Source organism: Desulfosporosinus orientis DSM 765 (genome assembly GCF_000235605.1).
Taxonomy (GTDB): Bacteria; Bacillota; Desulfitobacteriia; order Desulfitobacteriales; family Desulfitobacteriaceae; genus Desulfosporosinus; species Desulfosporosinus orientis.
This window is the reverse complement of the sequence record NC_016584.1, coordinates 1499636-1518395: the sequence shown is the minus strand read 5'-3', so window position 1 is coordinate 1518395 and position 18760 is coordinate 1499636. Positions and strand designations below refer to the sequence as shown.

The window sequence follows — 18760 nt, the reverse complement described above, 5'->3', positions numbered from 1 at the left end:
TTAGCATTCCCCAAAGATCTTGAAGGCATTTACTCAGACATTTCTTATAAGTATTCGATTTACTAATTCTGGATTATTCGTCAATTTTCCTCCAACTTTCTAAGAATAATATCTAGTGATTAAGCAAGATAGATCTATGAAATTTCACTTGAATGTAAAAAAAACCTTCCCCAATAATCTATTGGGGAAGGTTTACTGCTAATTTATGGGGGTTTTATGACAACAATTACTGCCGCATTCACCGCATCCCGCACACTTTACTCCTCTTTTTTTGTCCCTGACAATTTTTACGATGGCAAGTGTAACGACTGCAGCTATTACTGCAAGAACCAGAAAATCTATACTGCTCATATTTTCACCGACTCCATTCCGGCAGGTAATTCTGAACTTTTACTGCCTCTTCTCATTAAGTAAACAAGAGTTCCAATGATAACCGCCACAGCAATTAATCCCCCCAAAAATCCGTTGCCTACTGAACCTGTCGTAAATAGGGTTCCTATTTGATAGACGAGGAAGGATAAGGCGTAGCCTAGACTCATTTGAAAACCTATAGCGCCCCAAAACCATTTCCGCGATTCCATTTCAGAGTTCATAGCACCTATGGCCGCAAAGCATGGTGGTGTAAAGAGATTAAACACCAGGTAGGCAAGACCGGCTACTGCTGTAATTCCAAAAATTGTACTGACTTCTGTACTGCCGCCAATAAGCGTTAATTCATCAACATCAATAAAGTTAGTAATGCCAAAGCAAACAGCTAATGTTCCCACAACGTTTTCTTTAGCGATAAATCCTGTTACTGCTGCTGCGGCAAACTGCCATAGACCAAAACCCAAAGGTATAAACAATACTGCCAAAGGCGATGCAATGCTTGCCAAGATACTTGTCTCCGGTGCTGTCTCGGCAACAACTTGAAAATGCCAGTCGAATGTTTGTAGTATTTGTACGACAGCATTGCAGACCAAAATAATCGTACCGGCTTTAATGATAAATGCTTTTGCTCTCATTAACATAGATATGGTTGCTCTTTTAATACTTGGAAATCTATATTCCGGCAGCTCCATAATGAAATAGGACTTGGAGTTGTCTCCTGTAATCCTTCGAACGATTAAGGCTCCGGTAATGATTACGATAATTCCAAGAAAGTACATTGAAGTTCCAATCCAGCTATTGTCATTAAAGAACACTCCGGCAAAAAGTGCAATAATGGGAAGTTTTGCGCCACAAGGCATAAAGGTAGTTAACATGGCTGTGGTGCGTCTTTGTCTTTCATTTTTGATAGTTCTCGTTGCCATAACTCCAGGTATACCACAACCCGTGCCAACAATCATCGGAATGATCGATCTGCCGGATAAACCAACCTTTTTAAAGAATCTGTCCATAACAACGGCAACACGGGCCATGTATCCGCAATCTTCCAATAACGCCAAGCAGAAAAATAACACCATGATCAGCGGCAGAAAGCCTACGACTGCACTGACACCGCCTACGACACCATCAAGGAGCAAGGCTCCAACCACAGGATTCAAGTTGTCTCCCAGCAGTGCAGCTAACGATTCGTTCAACATGTCTATCCAGCTAACGAAAGTATCCGCAAACCATGGACCAACCCATGTCTGAGAAATAGAAAAGACCAACCAGATAATAACAGCAAATATTGGAATCCCTAACCATTTGTGAGCAACTATCCTATCAACCTTATCCTGTATGGTTTGTTTATCCGAGCTTACCTTTCTTCTTTCAACTTCGACTACAATATTATTGACAAAGGCATATCGTTTCTTATCTGCTTTTTCGAATTCTTCCTTAGTGGAAGCTCTTTTTGCCCCTCCAATATCGGGAGCTATTTGTTTTTTGTTTGACTTGCCGGCAGCAATTACCGCTTCTATGAGTTCAGGTAAACCATTATTTGATGATTTAGTAGAAATTGTTTGAACAACCGGGCATTTCAGCGCATCACTTAAAGCAGGGACATTGATGGTATTTCCTTTTTTCTCTGTCAGATCACTCTTATTGAGTGCAACAACCACGGGGATCCCCAGCTCTAATAATTGTGTAGTAAAGAACAAACTTCTGCTTAAATTAGTTGAATCGACTATGTTGATAATAACATCCGGGTTTTCGTTTTGAACAAAGTCTTTAGTTATTGACTCTTCACTTGTGTATGGTGACATAGAGTAAGCGCCGGGCAAATCCACAACCATTAAATCTTCGTTCCTGGGATTGAGGTTCTGTTTGACGTCCCCTTCCTTCTTCTCTACCGTAACTCCGGCCCAGTTACCTACCTGCTCGATTCTACCCGTAATAGCATTAAACAAGGTTGTTTTTCCACTATTAGGGTTTCCCGCCAAAGCAATCTTCATGGTTTCCTCCTTTTAAACTTAGGTTTATCTAACTTTTTAAAAACTTAAGTCCTCTCTAACTTTTAAAGAAAATTAGGGCAATCTAACTTTCACAAAAAATTAGGCTACTCTAACTTTTTGCCTAAATAAAAGACCAAAAGCCTGCCGCCAGGCTATCATTTATACCATAATAGCCTGGGCCAAATCCTCATCGATACTGTACCTTGCATCCTTAACATTAATAATAAAATTAGATGCTAATTTAGAAATAATCGTTACTTTTTCACCAGGATAACAACCCAGGGTGAACAGAAACTCACGAATATCTTCACGGTCAGTATTAACAGAATTCACAGTATAAGGCATGTTTAACTTTCCTTTTGCTAATGACATCATTTCACTTCTCCTAACAAGCTAGATCGGGCCCCTAAAAAGTTACCCCTTCTAACTCTCATTATTTTCTCGTTCAAGTTTACGCCCGAACTTTATTAACGATAGCAGATCCTCGATTTCGATAATCATTATCATTTACTTTTATAAAAAAAACAACTCACGGGATTAGATCTTTTAACGGCTCTCTGTAAACTCTTTCCTCCTTTGCCGTTTAATCATAGAACTGTTAAAGAAGTCTTCTTCCAGTAAGGTGGTATCTCCTGAATCTATGCTTTCATTTTAGCGTTATTGATAATGAAAGTCAATAACAAAATGTGAAATCTTGGCCCGCACCCTTGGCAAGCTCTAAATCTCCAAGATCAAACTCTTTAGAAACTTCAGTTGATTTTTAAATGGAAATATGAAACACTGTAAAATACAAAGCAGGTTTAAGTAATGGTATTTAAGTTAAAGGAGAATGCTCAATGGAAAAGTTGACATTTACCATGGAAAACTATTTAGAGGCTATCTATGAGCTATCATCCGACGGAGCCGGTGCAAGAATATCCGATATTGCTGAGCGGCTAGGGGTAACAAAGGCAAGCGCCAACAGTGCTATGTCAACCCTTTCCGAGAAGGGATTGATCACCAATGAGAAATATAAAGAAATATTCCTTACCTCTTCCGGACAGGAGTTTGCCAAGTTTATATCTAAAAAGCACCAAGTCATTCAACAATTTTTTACAGAAATTCTAGAAGTCGACATGGTTATAGCCGACAAAGATGCATGCGCCATTGAGCACGTCATCAGTAACCAATCCATTCAGGCCATGCAGGAGTTTATCATAAAGAATCGAAAAGCTTAAGATTAAAAAGCTCACATATGATATTAAGCACCATAGGCGGCAAGCCCCCTTTCCTTTAAATGGGAAAGGGGGCTTTATTATATCTGACCTTACAAACTCACACGTTTTCTTATCTTCATATTGATTTACAGCAGCATCATTACTTGAGGCTATTGATTTTCTTGGCCCTGTCTGATGTGCCTTGATAGTCAATATTTATTAAAATATTTATAACGTCTCCTTCTTTAATTTCATCAGGAAGCATTATGTGGGGTAAATTAAACGTGATACCATGAAATCAAGGTTTCAATCCTTGTATTTCTTGAAGCTGGAACCCTTTATCCGTCAAAGACATAAATTGTATTGTGTTGTGTTGTGTTGTGTTGATGATAATGGTTATCATACAAAGGAGGACTTAAAATGTGCGGTATAGTCGGAATGATAAATTGGGAGCGTGATCTGACACTCCAAAAAGAAGTCATAATCCGTATGACGAATACCCTAATACCCAGAGGTCCCGATGCCGAAGGTTACTGGCTCTCCCCTCGAGCTGCTCTCGGACATAGACGCTTGGTCGTGGTTGATCCTGAAGGAGGACGCCAACCCATGACCCGTTACCGCGGTGAACATACGTTTACCCTTATCTACAACGGCGAACTCTATAATACCTCCGAAATTCGCCAAGAACTTATGAGTCGCGGCTATTCCTTTGAAGGGCACTCAGACACTGAGGCCCTGCTGTTGTCCTACTTAGAATGGGGACCCTCTTGTGTCGAACGTCTCAATGGGATTTTTGCCTTTGGCATCTGGGACAGTAAAGAACAGCAGTTGTTTGTGGCCCGGGATCGCCTGGGGGTTAAGCCGCTTTTCTACTGTGAACAGCCGGGTTCCCTGGTCTTCGCCTCAGAGCTCAAAGCTCTGTTAGAACATCCGGATATTTCACCTGTCATCGGCAAGGGAGGGTTATCCGAGGTCTTCTTAGTCGGCCCTGCCCGCAGTCCGGGAGTGGGCGTCTTTGAAGGCATCTCTGAATTAAAGCCCGGGCACGTCCTTTTGTATTCCTCCAACGGACTGCACATACGCAGGTATTGGGCTTTGCCGAATAACGTCCATGAAGATGATTTGACCACAACGACCCTTAAGATTCGCGATTTATTTCTCGATACTGTTACGCGCCAGCTGGTTTCAGACGTCCCCATCGGCACACTGCTTTCCGGTGGCCTGGATTCCAGTGCCATCACAGCAGTTGCTGCCAATTCTCTAGCCCAGGAAAAGAAAGGTCCTTTACCTACCTTTTCTGTAGACTATGCAGATAATGATAAGTATTTTAAGCCTAATGCCTTTCAGCCCGGTGCGGACGGACCATGGATTGAAAGAATGTCACAAGCCTTTGGTACTAAGCATACCAACTGTTCTTTTAATATACCGGAACTTGTTCAAGCCCTAACCGATTCAACCATTGCCAGAGATCTTCCGGGGATGGCTGATGTGGATGCCTCATTGCTTCTCTTTTCCCGGGAAATCAAGAAGAAAATCACCGTTGGCCTTTCCGGAGAATGTGCCGACGAAGTCTTCGGAGGGTATCCCTGGTTTCACCGTCAAGAGAGCCTGGAAGCCCAAACTTTCCCATGGGCACTTCGTGTTGACAATCGCTTGCAAGTGCTGTCCCCCGACTTGATTGAGTATCTCCAACCTGAGGAATATTTAAAGATGCGTTATGAACAGGCTCTTGCCGAGATTTCGGATCTTCCCGGGTCTGCTCCGGTTCATCAGGACAGCCGCAGTTTAAAAGGCCCTCTCCAACGTGAAGCTCGTATTCGGGAAATATCCTACTTAACCTTAACTCGTTTTATGCCTACTCTTCTGGACCGCAAAGATCGCATGACTATGGCTACAGGATTAGAAGTCCGGGTTCCCTTCTGTGATCACCGGCTGGTGGAATACGCCTGGAACATTCCCTGGGAAATGAAAGCTTTGGAAGGCAGAGAAAAAGGGATCCTGCGTCATGCACTCACCGGAGTTTTACCTGATGACGTACTCTGGCGCCGTAAAAGCCCCTATCCGAAAACTCATCACCCTGATTACCTGATGAGGGTTCGCAACTGGCTGCAAGAAATCATTGCGGACAAAACCTCTCCAATTCTTACCTTCCTAAATCTTCCTGCCCTCAATGATCTTATTAAACTCTCTGATACCTTCCCTTCCGGCCGCCCTTGGTTTGGACAATTAATGGATATTCCGCAGTTATTTGCTTATTTGATTCAAGCTAATTTCTGGATGCTAGAAAACAAGGTGTGTGTACGGTAACAATCATCAGCTCTTAAGGGTCTTAAGAATTTTATGGCCTGCAAACTTAAGTTTGCAGGCCATTCTCATTAATTAATGGTTTGTTGGGCTTTTGTCCGTCGTCACCTCACCAGGTTTTCTCAGGATTTTTACTTTAGTGATCCTGAAACCTATCACTTCCATTACTTCAAACTCAATACCCTCAAAAATAACGATATCCCCTTTGACAGGTTTGCGGCCCAACCGGGAGAAAATATAACCTCCAATAGTCGAAACAGTTTCTTCTTCCAGCTGAATATTCAACATTTCTGAGACTTCTTCCATCAATACCCGCCCATTGAGCAAATATTCGTTCTCCGATACTTTCTGAACAGGGGGTTGTTCCAGCTCAAATTCATCGTAAATTTCACCGACTAGTTCTTCCAGCATATCTTCTATAGTAACCAAGCCGGCAGTTCCTCCAAATTCATCAACAACAACCGCCATGTGAGTATGTTGGCTCCGCATTTTCTGGACAAGATGAGAAATCGGCATTCCTTCAGGAACGGCAAGAACATCCCGTTTAATCTGAGAAATATCTTTTTCCCCCGTCTCTTCCTGTAACCGAAGAATATCCCTCATGTGGACTAACCCCAAAACATGGTCTTTATCATCATCACACAACAAATAGCGTGTATGCCCAAATTCTTTAATAACTTCAAGAATTTCCTCAAAGGTATCTTGAATAAAAATGCACACCATATCTTGTCGAGGCACCATAACCTCGCTGGCATTGCGATCAGAAAACTCGAATACGTTATCCAACAGTGTACCTTCTAATTTATCCAAATAGCCATGCCGCTGACTGGCATCCACAATCATGCGCAGTTCTTCTTCACTATGGGACAGATCCGCCTCATTGGCCGGTTCTATTCTCCAGATACGCAAGACAAGGTTCGCTAAACTGTTAAGAGACCAAATGATTGGATAACAAATCCAGTAAAAAATTTTCAAGAATCCAGATGTCCCTAAGGCCATGCCCTCAGCCTTTTGAATGGCTAAGGATTTAGGAACAAGCTCACCCAATACTATGTGTAACAATGAGATCAGCGAAAAAGCGATAGTAATTGAAATAGTATGGGTATAAATGCTGCTCCACCCGGCAATCCCGGCAAAAAGAGGTTCAATCAGAGCAGCAACTGCAGGCTCTCCCAGCCACCCTAAGCCCAGTGAAGCCAGAGTAATCCCCAGCTGACAGGCAGAAAGGTAGGCATCCAAATGAGATGTGACATCCAAAGCCGTTTTTGCTCTTCCCGAGCCATTCTCAGCAAGTTCAGCCAAACGTGTTTTGCGCACTTTAACCAAAGAAAACTCTGCAGCAACGAATACCCCGTTTAATCCAACCAACAAGAATGCAATGAGGAGCATTAGGACACTCCAAAACACACCGTCTATGATAATTGATCCTCCTTTTAATATTCCACGCCATTTGAGGCCGTCCTCTTTGGGTTATTGTACTTATATTAGTATACAATTATTCACCTTATTGAACCGGACCTCTTAGATATAATTTATACAACGGCATGCATGTCTGTCACTTCTTCACCATTAGCATCTTGCTGCTTTTTCTTTACCATAACCTTAGTAATTCTAAACCCTATAACCTCCATAACTTCAAAATGGAAGCCGTCAAAATATATAACATCCCCCTTGACAGGCTTGCGGCCCAATCTGGAAAAAACATATCCTCCGATGGTCGAGACAGTTTCTTCCTCTAGGTGAATATCCAGCATTTCTGATACTTCTTCCATTAATACACGGCCGTTAAGCACATATTCATTGTCGCCAAGTTTTTGTATCGGCGGCTGCTCCAACTCAAACTCATCATAGATTTCCCCAACCAGCTCTTCCAGCATATCCTCAAGGGTAACCAGCCCAGCTGATCCTCCAAATTCATCCACAACAACGGCCATATGAGTTCGCTGACTTCTCATTCTCTGGACAAGATGAGAAATCGGCATACCCTCAGGAACAGCAAGGATATCCCGCTTAATTTGAGCAATATCCTTGGTGCCTGGCTGTTCTTGCAGCCGAATAATATCTCTCATATGCACCAAACCTAGGACGTGATCCTTATCATCATCACACAATAAATACCTGGAATGCCCATGTTCTTTAACAACTTCAAGGATTTCTTCAAAGGTATCCTGAATGAAGACACAGACCATATCTTGCCGGGGAATCATGACCTCGCTGGCAATGCGATCAGAAAATTCAAAGACATTGTCCAGCAGCTTTCCTTCTAATTTATCCAAATAGCCGTGCTTTTGACTGGCTTCAACTAACATGCGCAATTCTTCTTCACTATGAGACAAATCAGCCTCATTGGCCGCTTCAATGCCCCAAATTCTCAAAACCACATTAGCAATACTATTGAGCGCCCAAATAATAGGATACAACAGCCAATAGAAAAATTTCAAAAAACCGGCACTGGCCAGAGCGATACCTTCAGCTTTTTGAATTGCTAAAGATTTGGGAACAAGCTCACCCAGGACAATGTGTAAAAACGTGATGGTTATAAAGGCTAATCCTATTGCAATAGAATGAGTGTAGATCGTATTCCAACCAGCTACTCCTTCAAACAAGGGCTCTATCAAAGTTGCAATCGCAGGCTCACCAAGCCAGCCTAGTCCTAGGGAGGCTAGCGTAATACCAAGCTGACAAGCTGAAAGATAAGCATCAAGTTGGGATGAGACGTCAAGTGCATTTTTGGCTCTCCGTGAGCCATTCTCAGCAAGTTCAGCTAAACGCGTTTTACGTACCTTAACCATAGAAAATTCCGCAGCAACGAAAATACCGTTTAATCCGACTAACAAGAAGGCAACAATAAGCTTTGTGCCACTCCAGAGCAGACCGTCTATGATTTTTCTCCTCCTTTTATTTTCCGAAACCTAGTCCATTATCTATTCTAAGTCATTTATTGTATATTTGAACTTATGCTAGACAATTATTATACATCACCTTTAATACTTATATCAAAGTTATTCTCTTTGTAAGACTTATGAGGTGACATTATATTCTCTATTTCTTGGGACTTTAAGTTTTTCCTTTTAAAATTTTGAGAATGTCTTCATCATCTTCCATTCCAATAATATGCTTCATTAGATATTCAAAACCAGGCAAGGGCTTGACTTCCTCTTGAGCAGCCATATTGATATCCGGATTCTCCTCTGGCTCCAAAGAGGATGTTTGAGAAAATAAGTCGTCCAATGAATAGGTTTCTGCCTGGTCGGCCTCAGACGATGTTATTTCATCAATCTGAGTTTCATCATCGGAATCATAAATCTCCCCTTGAGGCATCGCCGTCATATCTTCTGATATGAGAAGCTGATTAAAGGGCTCCTGACTATCCCCTCCCAGTAATGCTTGTTTCAAAGTTTCCTTAATAAATGCACTCCTCATCTCCGGATCAACACTTTGTAAAGCTTTCCATAGATCCATGTCGGCCTCATCAAAATAAAGGGGAATAAATAATGGCTGAGAAATCATACTGAAGGGTCCGCTTTCTTAGTTATATTATTAACGAGGGTAGAAGCCATGATTCGAAATCCTGTCGCATTACCAAACTGAGGGTCCTCTATCAACGTTTTATTATCCATTTGAATATATTCATAAACCATTTCTCCGACTTTCCCTGCAACGATAACTGTATGCAATTTGCTCAGCATAGGTTTTAAAGCCTTTTTTACTTCACGGGTAATATCCGTCCCTAATTGAGTGAGCATGCTCTTCATAATGGGATTAAGATTAATGGTACCATTATTCCAGGGATATTGCCCTTCGTTGACTCGGAAAATCTTGTCCAGTTCTTTATCATCCGTTTCAACAGGATTGGCATGACTAAGGGTTAATTCTTTTAGTTTTTCCGCTACTCCGATATAGGCCCACTTTAACCCTTTTTCTATGCTGAATGAATAGGGCGGATCAAGCATCACCCCATCATAAAAGGTAGCCACATCTGTCGTTCTAAAGCCTGGATCGATAACCGTCACATAGCCGCTGAACAACTTAGGATTCATGGGAATTCCGTACTCATTCAGAGTTTCCTTAATAAAAACGCCATAACTTTGGGGAAGTACACGAGAACGGAGGATGTTTAGCTGGCAAGTTGTCCCCTGCATAGGCCCTGAAAGAAACTCCACTGAGAAAGATCCCTTTAATTCTGCTTCATACTTGTCCTTCAGAGCGGCATAATATTTCACAGGTACTCCCGTACCTAAATAAACATTGGTTTTAGGGCTTTGCTGTGCTAATGCCAACGCTACGACCAGCAAAGCTGTTGCCTCTTCATCAGAAGACTTGTCCTCATCCCAACAATAATGAGCTTCATTGGGATTGAGGCTCTCAGCCAAACTTCCCATGAAGTAATGCTTCTCAACACCTGTAGAATTATTTTTGACAATAACATCTAAGGATGCTATCTGTGTTTGCAAGTCAGATCCTTTATTGATAAGGGTGTTGCCTAATGTTGAAAAAATTCGTTCATTTCCCTTACAAATCACAGCAGGAAATAATACTTTGGTATCCCCTGTGTCCAGTTTTATCGCTCCAAATCCCGGATCGGCTCCTGCAACGAGGATATCGTTTTCAAACACACTTGTTCCTCCTATTCACCCTAGAAAATTCGCTAAATTTCTTGCTAATACCTACCATTATATACGAAGCGAACACGCTTGTAAAAATGTGTTTCTTAAATTAGGCTTGAGATTCAAAAAAAGTTATGCTATGCTAAAAGAAAAATAGTACTTACCATTTTAGGTGCCTTTCGGGGAGAATAGGGAAGTTCGGTTAAAGGCCGACGCGGACCCACCACTGTACTCGATGAGCTTCGTTTAACCACTGGTGGTTTTCTACTGGGAAGGTGACGAGTTAGCAATGATTCGATAGCCAGGAGACCTGCCTGAAATGTTTATGTCTTTCCTTAATCCGGAAAGCACTCGGTGATGACGGTAAAGTCCCGACCACGTTATTTTTGTGGTCGGGACTTTTCTATATTAAATAACGTTACAAAAATATGAGGAGGAATTAAGCATGGAAAACTTAACGGAAGAAAAACTCTTTGCTCAACTACAAGAACTTATCGGCAACATTTCAGATCTTGATGAGGCGGCCATGGGCCAAGTCCAAGAACGCCTGGATTCCTTAACAAAACCTCAGGGCAGCCTTGGACAATTAGAGCAAATTGCCAAACAGCTTGGCGGTATCCAAGGAACCTCCAATCCCCAAATTAAGAAAAAAGCCGTTCTCTTGATGGCAGGAGATCACGGCATCGCTGCTGAAGGAGTAAGTGCTTTTCCCCAGGAAGTTACCCCTCAAATGGTGTATAATATTATGAATGACGGTGCTGCCATTAATGTTTTAGCTCGTCAAGCCAATGCCGACGTTTTTTGTACTGATGTAGGGGTTGCTTTTCCTATCGAAGCAACAGGAAATATCATTCAAAAACGAGTAGCCAATGGAACAAAAAATATGGCTAAAGGTCCTGCTATGTCCCGCCAAGAAGCACTGCAGGCTCTGCTGGCCGGTGCCGAAGTTGCCCAAGAAAAAATCCAGGCAGGATATAATCTTTTTGCCACCGGCGACCTGGGTATCGGCAATACTACACCTAGCTCCGCTATCGTTTCCCTTTTCACAAATTCTCCCCTGGAAGATGTGGTTGGGAGGGGAACCGGGATTGACGATGCCGGATTAATTAACAAACGCCAAGCAATTCAAAAGGCTATTGATGTTAATCAACCGAATACGGAAGATGCTCTTGATGTACTCTGCAAAGTTGGAGGCTTAGAAATTGCAGCCATTGCCGGTTCTATTCTCCAAGCGGCTGCCAGCCGAGTTCCTATTGTCGTGGATGGTTTTATTTCTACAGCCGGGGCACTGGTTGCAGCCAACCTTGCACCCAAAAGCACCGCTTTTATGATACCATCTCACGGTTCCGTAGAACCTGGCCACTGCAAAGCATTAGCCGGCTTAGGTTTAGAACCTGTACTCAACTTAAATATGAGGCTGGGAGAAGGAACAGGGGCTGCCTTAACCTTCCACTTAGTGGAGGCTGCTCTCCATATTCTTAACGAAATGTCTACCTTTGCTGACGCCGGAGTCAGCGAAAAAAGTTAACCAAAGGCTGTAATCCATAATTACTTAACAAGGGGAGTCGATGAACGTTATGTCAGAATTCACATTCATTACCGGTGGTGCCCGAAGCGGCAAAAGCTCCTTTGCAGAACGTCTTGCCGCCAAGGACAAGCGTCCGGTCATTTACATTGCCACTGCCCAGGTCTGGGACAAGGAAATGGCCATACGTGTCAAAAAACACCAGGAACAGCGTCCTGCCTCATGGCGGCTCATCGAGGAACCCTTGAACATACGAGAAACCTTAACCCTTCTAAAAGATGAGGAGGTCGTCATCCTCCTTGACTGTGTAACACTCTGGCTTACAAATATGCTGTTAGCCGGACAAGCTGATCAAGCCGAAGAAGCTGAACAAGGCTCCCAAATTTACAATCATATTGAGCCAAAGATTTTAGACATCGTTAAAGATGTAGCTCGGCTTGCTCAAGAGATTAAACCTAAGGTTATTTTCGTCAGCAACGAAGTGGGACAAGGAATTGTCCCGGAAAACCCTTTGGCCCGTGCCTACCGGGATTTAGCCGGACGGAGCAATCAGATCCTTGCCCGCTGTGCAGAGAATGTGTATATGGTAATTGCAGGTTTTCCCATCGATGTAAAATCCTCCGGTGAGAAGTTATTAGCTTCTCTGCTTAAGGAGTGATAGAATGCGCGGATTTCTGATTGCTATAACTTTTTTTACGCGAATTCCCTTACCGGTTCCCAAAGACATAACAAGCGAAGAATTCACCCAAAGCTACCGCTATTACCCTCTTGTAGGATTAGTCATAGGCTTGCTTCTCTGGCTCCTGGCCAAAGCCCTTACCCCCTATTATCCGCCTTTAGTTTTGGGAGCTCTTCTTTTGGGAGCCGAGTTAATGCTCACAGGTGGAATTCATCTCGATGGCTTCATGGACAGCATGGACGGTTTATTATCTGCCCGAACCCCGGAAAGAATATTAGAGATCATGAAGGACAGCCGAGTGGGAGCTCATGCTTCAATGGCATTATCCGGCCTGCTGATTTTGAAGTTTGCTTTATTGGCCAGCCTCACTCCTTTGTCCTTAACCCTGCTCATTGTCATGCCTATGCTCTCACGCTGGGTTTTTCAAATTGGGGTTATCGGCTTCCCCTACGCCCGCTCCCAAGGACTTGGAAAAGGATTTCATGAAGCATCCCAGTGGATTATTTTTATCATCAGCGGCGTAATTCTCTGCGGAATTTCATATTATCTCCTCGGCTTAGCCGGCCCCCTTGCTTTAGGTGTTACTGCACTCCTGATAACCATTATGTCCTACAGAATTTCTGCCCTTTTAGGGGGCTTAACGGGTGACTTGTATGGTGCTTTTATTGAACTCTCAGAAGTAATATGCTTATTAGTGGCATTTCCCTTTCTTCACTAAATCTATTGCAATCCAGGCTTATAATTAAGTGCATACTCGGGAATATTAGTAAAAAACTGCGGTTCTCCGCAGTTTTTTTACTATCCAGGGCAGCTTGGCCCACAGGAGTGAATCCATCGCATGGAGGGGCGGTGCAGCCCTCAAAGCTTGCATCAAAATAAATAACTTGCAGCTGCATTGGTCATATTAACTAAAAGACTAAAGAAAGGGATGGGGGTAGTGCTTAGTTTCCTATTAAGTAAATATAAACTGTTGAAATTACTAAATCAGAGTAATGCATCAACCCCCAAGGAACAAAGTTCAGCTCCAAATACTCCATCTAATCTTACTTCAAGTCTTAAAACCAACCTGAAAATCATCCGAGAGTTCATTGGGAAAAACTATGATATTGTCATACGTGAATTTGCCCTTGCTGAATACGGTCAAATAGATGCAGCCCTAATTTACCTTACAGGCATGACCAATCCAACCATCATTAATGAAAGCATTCTTAAACCTTTAATGCTGGAGTCCTGTCTGAAAGAAAAAAAAACCTCATTGAAGCCGGATCTTATTGACATTATTAAAACAACCTTGCTTACAGCCGGAGAGGTGGATCAATCCAATTCCATTGAGGATATTCTCGATTGTTGTCTGTCAGGCCAAACTATTATGTTAGTCAATGGCTGCTCAGATGCTTTAATGATCATGACAGCGGACTGGAAATCCCGCAATGTTTCAGATCCCAAAACTGAATCAGTCGTCCGTGGACCTCGGGAAGGTTTTGTGGAAAATCTCCTGACGAATACTACCTTACTAAGGCGTAAAATCAGAAATCCGGACTTAGTTTTAGAATCAATGCGAATCGGTCAGAGGACAAAGACAAAAATATGTATTGCTTATATCAAAGAACTTGCCAATCCTTTGCTCATTGAGGAAATTAAGCGCAGGCTCAATGACATTAAAACCGACTCAATTTTAGAATCCGGCTTGATTGAGCAATATATTGAAGATGCGCCCTTTTCTATTTTTGCAACCATCTCCAATACTGAGAAACCGGATGCGGCAGCTGCAAAGATTCTGGAAGGAAGGGCAGCCATACTGGTTGACGGTACTCCCTTTGTTTTGACAGTCCCCATGGTGATGCTGGAAAGCTTTCAAAGTGCTGAAGATTATTATTCCCGCCCATACTTTGCAAGCTTTATCCGAATGCTCCGCTTTCTTGCCTATGCACTGAGCATCCTGGCCCCTGCTACTTATGTGGCCTTAACCACCTTCCACCAAGAGCTGATTCCGACCCCGCTCTTATTTAGTATGGCTGCAGCTCAGGAAGGAGTGCCCTTCCCTGCTGTAGTAGAAGCTATAGGCATGGGAGTTGTCTTTGAAATTTTAAGGGAGGCAGGGGTAAGATTGCCGAGACCTGTTGGCCAAGCCGTTAGCATCGTAGGTGCTCTGGTCATCGGTCAATCCGCAGTAACTGCCGGACTGATAGGTGCCCCGATGGTTATTGTCGTAGCTCTGACAGCTGTCGCTAGTTTTGTCGTACCGGCTCAGACGGATTCCGGGGGTGTACTGCGCATAATTTTTGTAACCCTGGCAGGTTTTTCAGGTGGTTTTGGTATCATCATCGGCTTAATCGGTCTCTTCATTCATCTGGCATCATTAAGATCCTTTGGAACTCCCTATTTGTCTCCCATAGCCCCCCTAAGTACCATGGACCTGAAAGATGCCTTTATAAGAGCGCCCATATGGACAATGATCACTAGACCCAAGTTGATCGGTTGGCAGGATCCGAAGCGTAAAGAATTTCGCCTAAAGCCGGAACCTCCTCCCCCGCAGGAAGATAAACAATCTAAATGAATTTGTCTAGATAGGGGTTATCCATGAAAAGCTGCTATAAAAACATCGTTATGATACTAATGATTATAACTCTGATAATAAGCATGACCGGTTGTTGGAATCGCCGCGAACTGCCAAGCTTAGCCATCGTCCTTGGTCTCGGTCTGGATAAAGGGGAAGGCAAGGATAAACTTGATTTAACAACACAAATTGTTAAAACCGCAGAATTAAAAACAAGCAGCCCTGAGGAAGGGGGCTCCGGAGGCGGAAGTAACGGTGCCGGCGCCTATTGGAATGTCAAAAACTCGGGGGATAGTGTTTTTAAAATTATAAGAGATTATACTCATAAATCCAGCCGAAAGTTGTATTGGCCTCATAATCAAGTTCTTATTTTCGGCCGTTCTTTAGCTGAAGAGGGAATTTCCGAATACCTGGATTTCTTTCAGCGAGATCAGGAAGCCCGCTCAGAAGTATTCATTTTAGTCGCCGAAGATAAAGCAGGGGATATATTTGATGTCAAGCCAAAGTTGGAGAAAGTCCCTTCTATTAATATATCCGACCTCATAGATGCCCAGGCTGCAACTTCTCAATCCAGCATTACCAGGCTCTATCAATTCGTCATTCGCTTAATGAGCAAGACAACTGCTCCCATTGCTCCGATTATCAGAATCGAAGGCCAAGGGGATAACCGGGTCTTAGTTGTCTCTGGGACAGCCATATTTAAAGACGATAAAATGATCGGAGAAATGGACAAAAAGGAAACTCGTGGATTACTATGGGTGATCGACAAAGTAAAGAGCGGGATTATCGACATTAATTGCCCGGACAGTGAGGATAAAGTCAGCTTGGAAATCATTCGGTCCAAGGGAAAGATCACTTCAAAAATCACTGATGACAAGCCTCATATAACCGTGGAGATCAAAGAAGAAGGAAATATCGGCAGTCAAGCTTGTGCTGAGAACTTAGCATCCCCGGATGCTGTTGAACGATTAGAAGAACAAGAGTCGGAAGCCATTAAGGAAGAGATTGAAGCCACTCTGGATAAAGCTAAGAAACTAAATGCGGATATTTTTGGTTTTGGAGATATCCTTCATCAAAGACATCCAAAGGAATGGCAGGAAATGAAAGATGACTGGGATGACATATTTCCGAATCTAGATGTAGAAATTCTTGTCGAAGCTAAAATTCGTCGTTCCGGCTCCCTAGAACAACCTGCAGCCCCGGAAAAAAAGGAGTAATTGCCCGTCATGAAACTTGAAAAAGGAGAAATCTCCAGTTCCCAACTGATGTTTTTGGTAGGCTGTTTTATCCAAGGCAGCCTCTTATCGTCTTTGTCCTATGCCTACCCTATTGCTAAACATGATACCTGGCTGGCAGTAATAGCTGCACTTATCCTTGGCCTTCTTTTTGCTTTTATTTATCTTGCCATCGCCAATCAATTTCCGGGCCAGAATATCATCCAAATCAACGATCTGGTTTTCGGACCCTATCTGGGAAAATTCGTTTCTTTACATTATGTCTATTTATTCTTATCATCCTTATCCATTTACCTTTGGTATATCGGAGATTTTGTCCTAACCTACGTTATGCCTGAAACTCCGGTCATCCTAATCATGATCATGTTTATCTTTATCTGTGCTTGGGCAGTCCGCCTGGGAATAGAGGTTATTGCTCGTGTAAGTATCCTGTTCTTTTTTATAACATACTTGATTATAACCGTTACGGTTGGGCTTTTATTAAAGGACATGAAATTTACCAATCTCTTGCCAATCTTTGAACTGCCATTAAGAGATTTCATTCATAGTACCCATATCATATTACACTATTCATTTAGTACCGTGATGATCTTTCTGATGGTGATTCCTTCAATGAATAAACCGAAAGAGGCCAAAAAATCCGTTCTTCTAGGAATGATTTTCGGAGGAATGTTTATGATAATGGGTGCAGTACGAGATATTGCTACCTTAGGCCCTCTATGCGGGGTGATGACAACACCTTCTCTGGAAGCAGTCCGCATAATTAGTATAGCAAAAATCCTTACTCGTTTAGAAGTTCTCGTAGCAATGGGGCAAATCTTTTTGTTGTTTATCATTGCCAGCCTTTTTTATTATACATCGGCAGTAAGTATTGCCCAATTAACCAAACTACGCACTTATGTTCCACTCGTTTTTCCTCTTGGAATCATCAGTGTCACTCAAGCGCTAACGTCCTATGAGTCACGAATGCAGTTATCCTATATGTCAATACATATTACTCCTATGTACAGCCTGCTGTTCTATTTAGTCATTCCTCTCACAACACTTATAGTAGCAAAACTGCGTCATCTTCCAAAATAACTTAGGGGGGCACTAGGAGATTTATGATGGTTATTTTGTTGATTTTTTTATTCTCAATAATTATTCTCATTGAAGTCCCAGGTTTGATTCAACAAAAGTACTGGCGGGAATTAGTGGTTTTTTCCCTCCTTTTATCCTTTGGCTTCCTATTCTCCCTTTTGCATACCATAGGAGTGCCGCTTCCCAGCACCGCTAAGATAATAGCATACCTTGTGCGGGATGTTCTGCACTTAAATTATCAGTGAACCCTTAAGACACGGCTGATGCCAAGTCTACGAGACTCATACGATTGCCGGTTGCACCGATACACTTTAGAAAAGTAAAACAAATATCAGAGACGGATTTAAATTATAACTATTCCTATTATTCTGTTATTATCATCTATCAATAAATGTACAATGAGGGGCTTTTAGAGTAAACTATAGATAATTCACTTCAGTATTTTCTTATTTTAAGAAAGGGGTGACCAAACTGACCGATGTGATCCTTACGTTTTATCTCTACGCTTTTGCAGGCTGGATCATGGAAACCATATACCGTTCCAGTTTACAACGCAGAATGGTAAACCCTGGATTTCTGAGCGGGCCCTTTCTTCCCATCTACGGTTTTTTCGCCGCCTTTGTCATTTGGAGCTCTAGCTTTATTGACGACGTTTCATGGTTTGTGCTATTTCTATGGTTTATCTTTTTAAGCACTTTGCTGGAGTACATCGCCGGCTGGTTTTTCGAACGTTTCTTTCATTTACAGCTTTGGGACTATCACGCCACTCCTTTTAATCTTCACGGGAGGATTGCACTTCCCTTCAGCTTGCTTTGGGGGATATTAGGGCTAATTTTTTATAATGTCATAAACCCCTGGGTTCAAATTTATATGCAGCAGATTCCCCCCACGCTCCGCTCGGCCCTGGCTCTTGTTATATCTGCTTATGCCCTTTGGGATATAATACATTCAACCCTGCTGCTCCGCCGCTTAGAACACTTTGTAAACATCTTCCAGGATCGATATGAACGCTTGGAGCTTCTCTCATTTCATATAGCTTGTTCTCCATTTTACCGTCTCTTGCATACCTATCCTAAAATGCGTCATACTTTGCACGAAAAAATGGCCTTACTGTACGCCAAACAGGAAGCCCTAGAACAATTTATTAGACTACAGAAACAACGATTTAATCATTCTGATGGAAAAGATTCTCACTCTCTTGACTAAGAAGGTGAAAC

The 18760-nt window shown here is 42.5% G+C and carries 17 protein-coding genes and 1 riboswitch; of the genes, 9 read left to right on the top strand and 8 right to left on the bottom strand.

Annotated elements, in window-relative coordinates; all coding sequences use genetic code 11:
* Window positions 1–198 precede the first annotated feature (198 nt).
* The 3 genes from DESOR_RS27805 to DESOR_RS07090 all read right to left on the bottom strand — a co-directional run bounded on the left by DESOR_RS27805 (window position 199) and on the right by DESOR_RS07090 (window position 2735).
* A complete protein-coding gene (locus tag DESOR_RS27805; RefSeq protein WP_014183929.1) occupies window positions 199–351 on the bottom strand; it encodes a FeoB-associated Cys-rich membrane protein in 153 nt (50 codons plus the stop codon).
* A complete protein-coding gene (gene feoB, locus DESOR_RS07095) occupies window positions 348–2360 on the bottom strand; it encodes a ferrous iron transport protein B (protein WP_014183928.1) in 2013 nt (670 codons plus the stop codon). The genes DESOR_RS27805 and feoB overlap by 4 nt, the downstream gene beginning before the upstream one ends.
* Before the next feature lie 159 nt (window positions 2361–2519).
* Entirely contained in the window at window positions 2520–2735 is a 216-nt protein-coding gene (locus tag DESOR_RS07090; protein WP_014183927.1) for a FeoA family protein, read from the bottom strand.
* 461 nt (window positions 2736–3196) lie between these two features.
* On the opposite strand from DESOR_RS07090, the gene DESOR_RS07085 reads away from it, so the two are divergent.
* The gene (locus DESOR_RS07085; protein WP_014183926.1) at window positions 3197–3577 is read left to right on the top strand and encodes a metal-dependent transcriptional regulator; all 381 of its coding nucleotides are present in this window, start codon (window positions 3197–3199) and stop codon (window positions 3575–3577) included.
* A 139-nt stretch (window positions 3578–3716) separates the two neighbouring features.
* Here the strand turns inward: DESOR_RS07085 and DESOR_RS30910 are convergent, their stop codons facing one another.
* Window positions 3717–3845, bottom strand: coding sequence for a DUF3006 family protein (locus DESOR_RS30910; RefSeq protein WP_427854238.1), 129 nt, complete (start codon window positions 3843–3845; stop codon window positions 3717–3719).
* Between the two features lie 131 nt (window positions 3846–3976).
* On the opposite strand from DESOR_RS30910, the gene asnB reads away from it, so the two are divergent.
* A complete protein-coding gene (gene asnB / locus DESOR_RS07080; protein ID WP_014183925.1) occupies window positions 3977–5863 on the top strand; it encodes an asparagine synthase (glutamine-hydrolyzing) in 1887 nt (628 codons plus the stop codon).
* Window positions 5864–5935: 72 nt separating this feature from the next.
* Here asnB and DESOR_RS07075 read toward each other — a convergent pair whose 3' ends face one another.
* The 4 genes from DESOR_RS07075 to DESOR_RS07060 all read right to left on the bottom strand — a co-directional run bounded on the left by DESOR_RS07075 (window position 5936) and on the right by DESOR_RS07060 (window position 10476).
* Window positions 5936–7249, bottom strand: a complete 1314-nt coding sequence (locus DESOR_RS07075) for a hemolysin family protein (RefSeq protein WP_014183924.1) — start codon at window positions 7247–7249, stop codon at window positions 5936–5938.
* 143 nt (window positions 7250–7392) lie between these two features.
* Complete coding sequence (locus tag DESOR_RS07070) at window positions 7393–8697, bottom strand: hemolysin family protein (protein WP_014183923.1); 1305 nt, start codon at window positions 8695–8697, stop codon at window positions 7393–7395.
* Window positions 8698–8917: 220 nt separating this feature from the next.
* Window positions 8918–9322: a hypothetical protein gene (locus tag DESOR_RS07065; RefSeq protein ID WP_148265235.1), complete on the bottom strand. Its 405-nt coding sequence runs from the start codon at window positions 9320–9322 to the stop codon at window positions 8918–8920.
* Between the two features lie 44 nt (window positions 9323–9366).
* Window positions 9367–10476 (bottom strand): ParM/StbA family protein, encoded by a 1110-nt coding sequence (locus DESOR_RS07060; RefSeq protein ID WP_014183921.1) that lies wholly within the window; start codon window positions 10474–10476, stop codon window positions 9367–9369.
* Window positions 10477–10620: 144 nt separating this feature from the next.
* A riboswitch (cobalamin riboswitch) is annotated at window positions 10621–10799 on the top strand.
* A gap of 113 nt (window positions 10800–10912) precedes the next feature.
* On the opposite strand from DESOR_RS07060, the gene cobT reads away from it, so the two are divergent.
* From cobT to DESOR_RS07020, 7 genes are all read left to right on the top strand, one after another.
* The gene (cobT, locus tag DESOR_RS07055; protein ID WP_014183920.1) at window positions 10913–11995 is read left to right on the top strand and encodes a nicotinate-nucleotide--dimethylbenzimidazole phosphoribosyltransferase; all 1083 of its coding nucleotides are present in this window, start codon (window positions 10913–10915) and stop codon (window positions 11993–11995) included.
* Window positions 11996–12044: 49 nt separating this feature from the next.
* Entirely contained in the window at window positions 12045–12650 is a 606-nt protein-coding gene (cobU, locus tag DESOR_RS07050; protein WP_014183919.1) for a bifunctional adenosylcobinamide kinase/adenosylcobinamide-phosphate guanylyltransferase, read from the top strand.
* A gap of 4 nt (window positions 12651–12654) precedes the next feature.
* Window positions 12655–13389: an adenosylcobinamide-GDP ribazoletransferase gene (gene cobS, locus DESOR_RS07045; protein WP_014183918.1), complete on the top strand. Its 735-nt coding sequence runs from the start codon at window positions 12655–12657 to the stop codon at window positions 13387–13389.
* Window positions 13390–13599: 210 nt separating this feature from the next.
* On the top strand, window positions 13600–15228 hold the full coding sequence (locus DESOR_RS07040) for a spore germination protein (protein ID WP_042330909.1): 1629 nt from the start codon (window positions 13600–13602) through the stop codon (window positions 15226–15228).
* A 50-nt stretch (window positions 15229–15278) separates the two neighbouring features.
* Complete coding sequence (locus DESOR_RS07035) at window positions 15279–16445, top strand: Ger(x)C family spore germination protein (RefSeq protein WP_242832468.1); 1167 nt, start codon at window positions 15279–15281, stop codon at window positions 16443–16445.
* A 9-nt stretch (window positions 16446–16454) separates the two neighbouring features.
* The gene (locus DESOR_RS07030) at window positions 16455–17543 is read left to right on the top strand and encodes a GerAB/ArcD/ProY family transporter (protein WP_014183915.1); all 1089 of its coding nucleotides are present in this window, start codon (window positions 16455–16457) and stop codon (window positions 17541–17543) included.
* A gap of 462 nt (window positions 17544–18005) precedes the next feature.
* Window positions 18006–18749 carry a putative ABC transporter permease gene (locus tag DESOR_RS07020; protein ID WP_014183913.1) on the top strand — a complete coding sequence of 248 codons (744 nt, stop codon included), beginning with the start codon at window positions 18006–18008 and terminating at the stop codon, window positions 18747–18749.
* Window positions 18750–18760 lie beyond the last annotated feature (11 nt).

Bases quoted from the DNA above. Each gene is read 5' to 3' on its own strand.
- asnB (WP_014183925.1), top strand. From the start codon at position 3,977: ATGTGCGGTATAGTCGGAATGATAAATTGGGAGCGTGATCTGACACTC.
- DESOR_RS07040 (WP_042330909.1), top strand. From the start codon at position 13,600: ATGGGGGTAGTGCTTAGTTTCCTATTAAGTAAATATAAACTGTTGAAA.
- DESOR_RS07090 (WP_014183927.1), bottom strand. From the start codon at position 2,735: ATGATGTCATTAGCAAAAGGAAAGTTAAACATGCCTTATACTGTGAAT.
- DESOR_RS07075 (WP_014183924.1), bottom strand. From the start codon at position 7,249: ATGCTCCTCATTGCATTCTTGTTGGTTGGATTAAACGGGGTATTCGTT.
- DESOR_RS07030 (WP_014183915.1), top strand. From the start codon at position 16,455: ATGAAACTTGAAAAAGGAGAAATCTCCAGTTCCCAACTGATGTTTTTG.
- cobS (WP_014183918.1), top strand. From the start codon at position 12,655: ATGCGCGGATTTCTGATTGCTATAACTTTTTTTACGCGAATTCCCTTA.
- DESOR_RS07035 (WP_242832468.1), top strand. From the start codon at position 15,279: ATGATACTAATGATTATAACTCTGATAATAAGCATGACCGGTTGTTGG.
- feoB (WP_014183928.1), bottom strand. From the start codon at position 2,360: ATGAAGATTGCTTTGGCGGGAAACCCTAATAGTGGAAAAACAACCTTG.
- DESOR_RS07065 (WP_148265235.1), bottom strand. From the start codon at position 9,322: ATGGATCTATGGAAAGCTTTACAAAGTGTTGATCCGGAGATGAGGAGT.
- DESOR_RS07085 (WP_014183926.1), top strand. From the start codon at position 3,197: ATGGAAAAGTTGACATTTACCATGGAAAACTATTTAGAGGCTATCTAT.
- DESOR_RS27805 (WP_014183929.1), bottom strand. From the start codon at position 351: ATGAGCAGTATAGATTTTCTGGTTCTTGCAGTAATAGCTGCAGTCGTT.
- cobT (WP_014183920.1), top strand. From the start codon at position 10,913: ATGGAAAACTTAACGGAAGAAAAACTCTTTGCTCAACTACAAGAACTT.
- cobU (WP_014183919.1), top strand. From the start codon at position 12,045: ATGTCAGAATTCACATTCATTACCGGTGGTGCCCGAAGCGGCAAAAGC.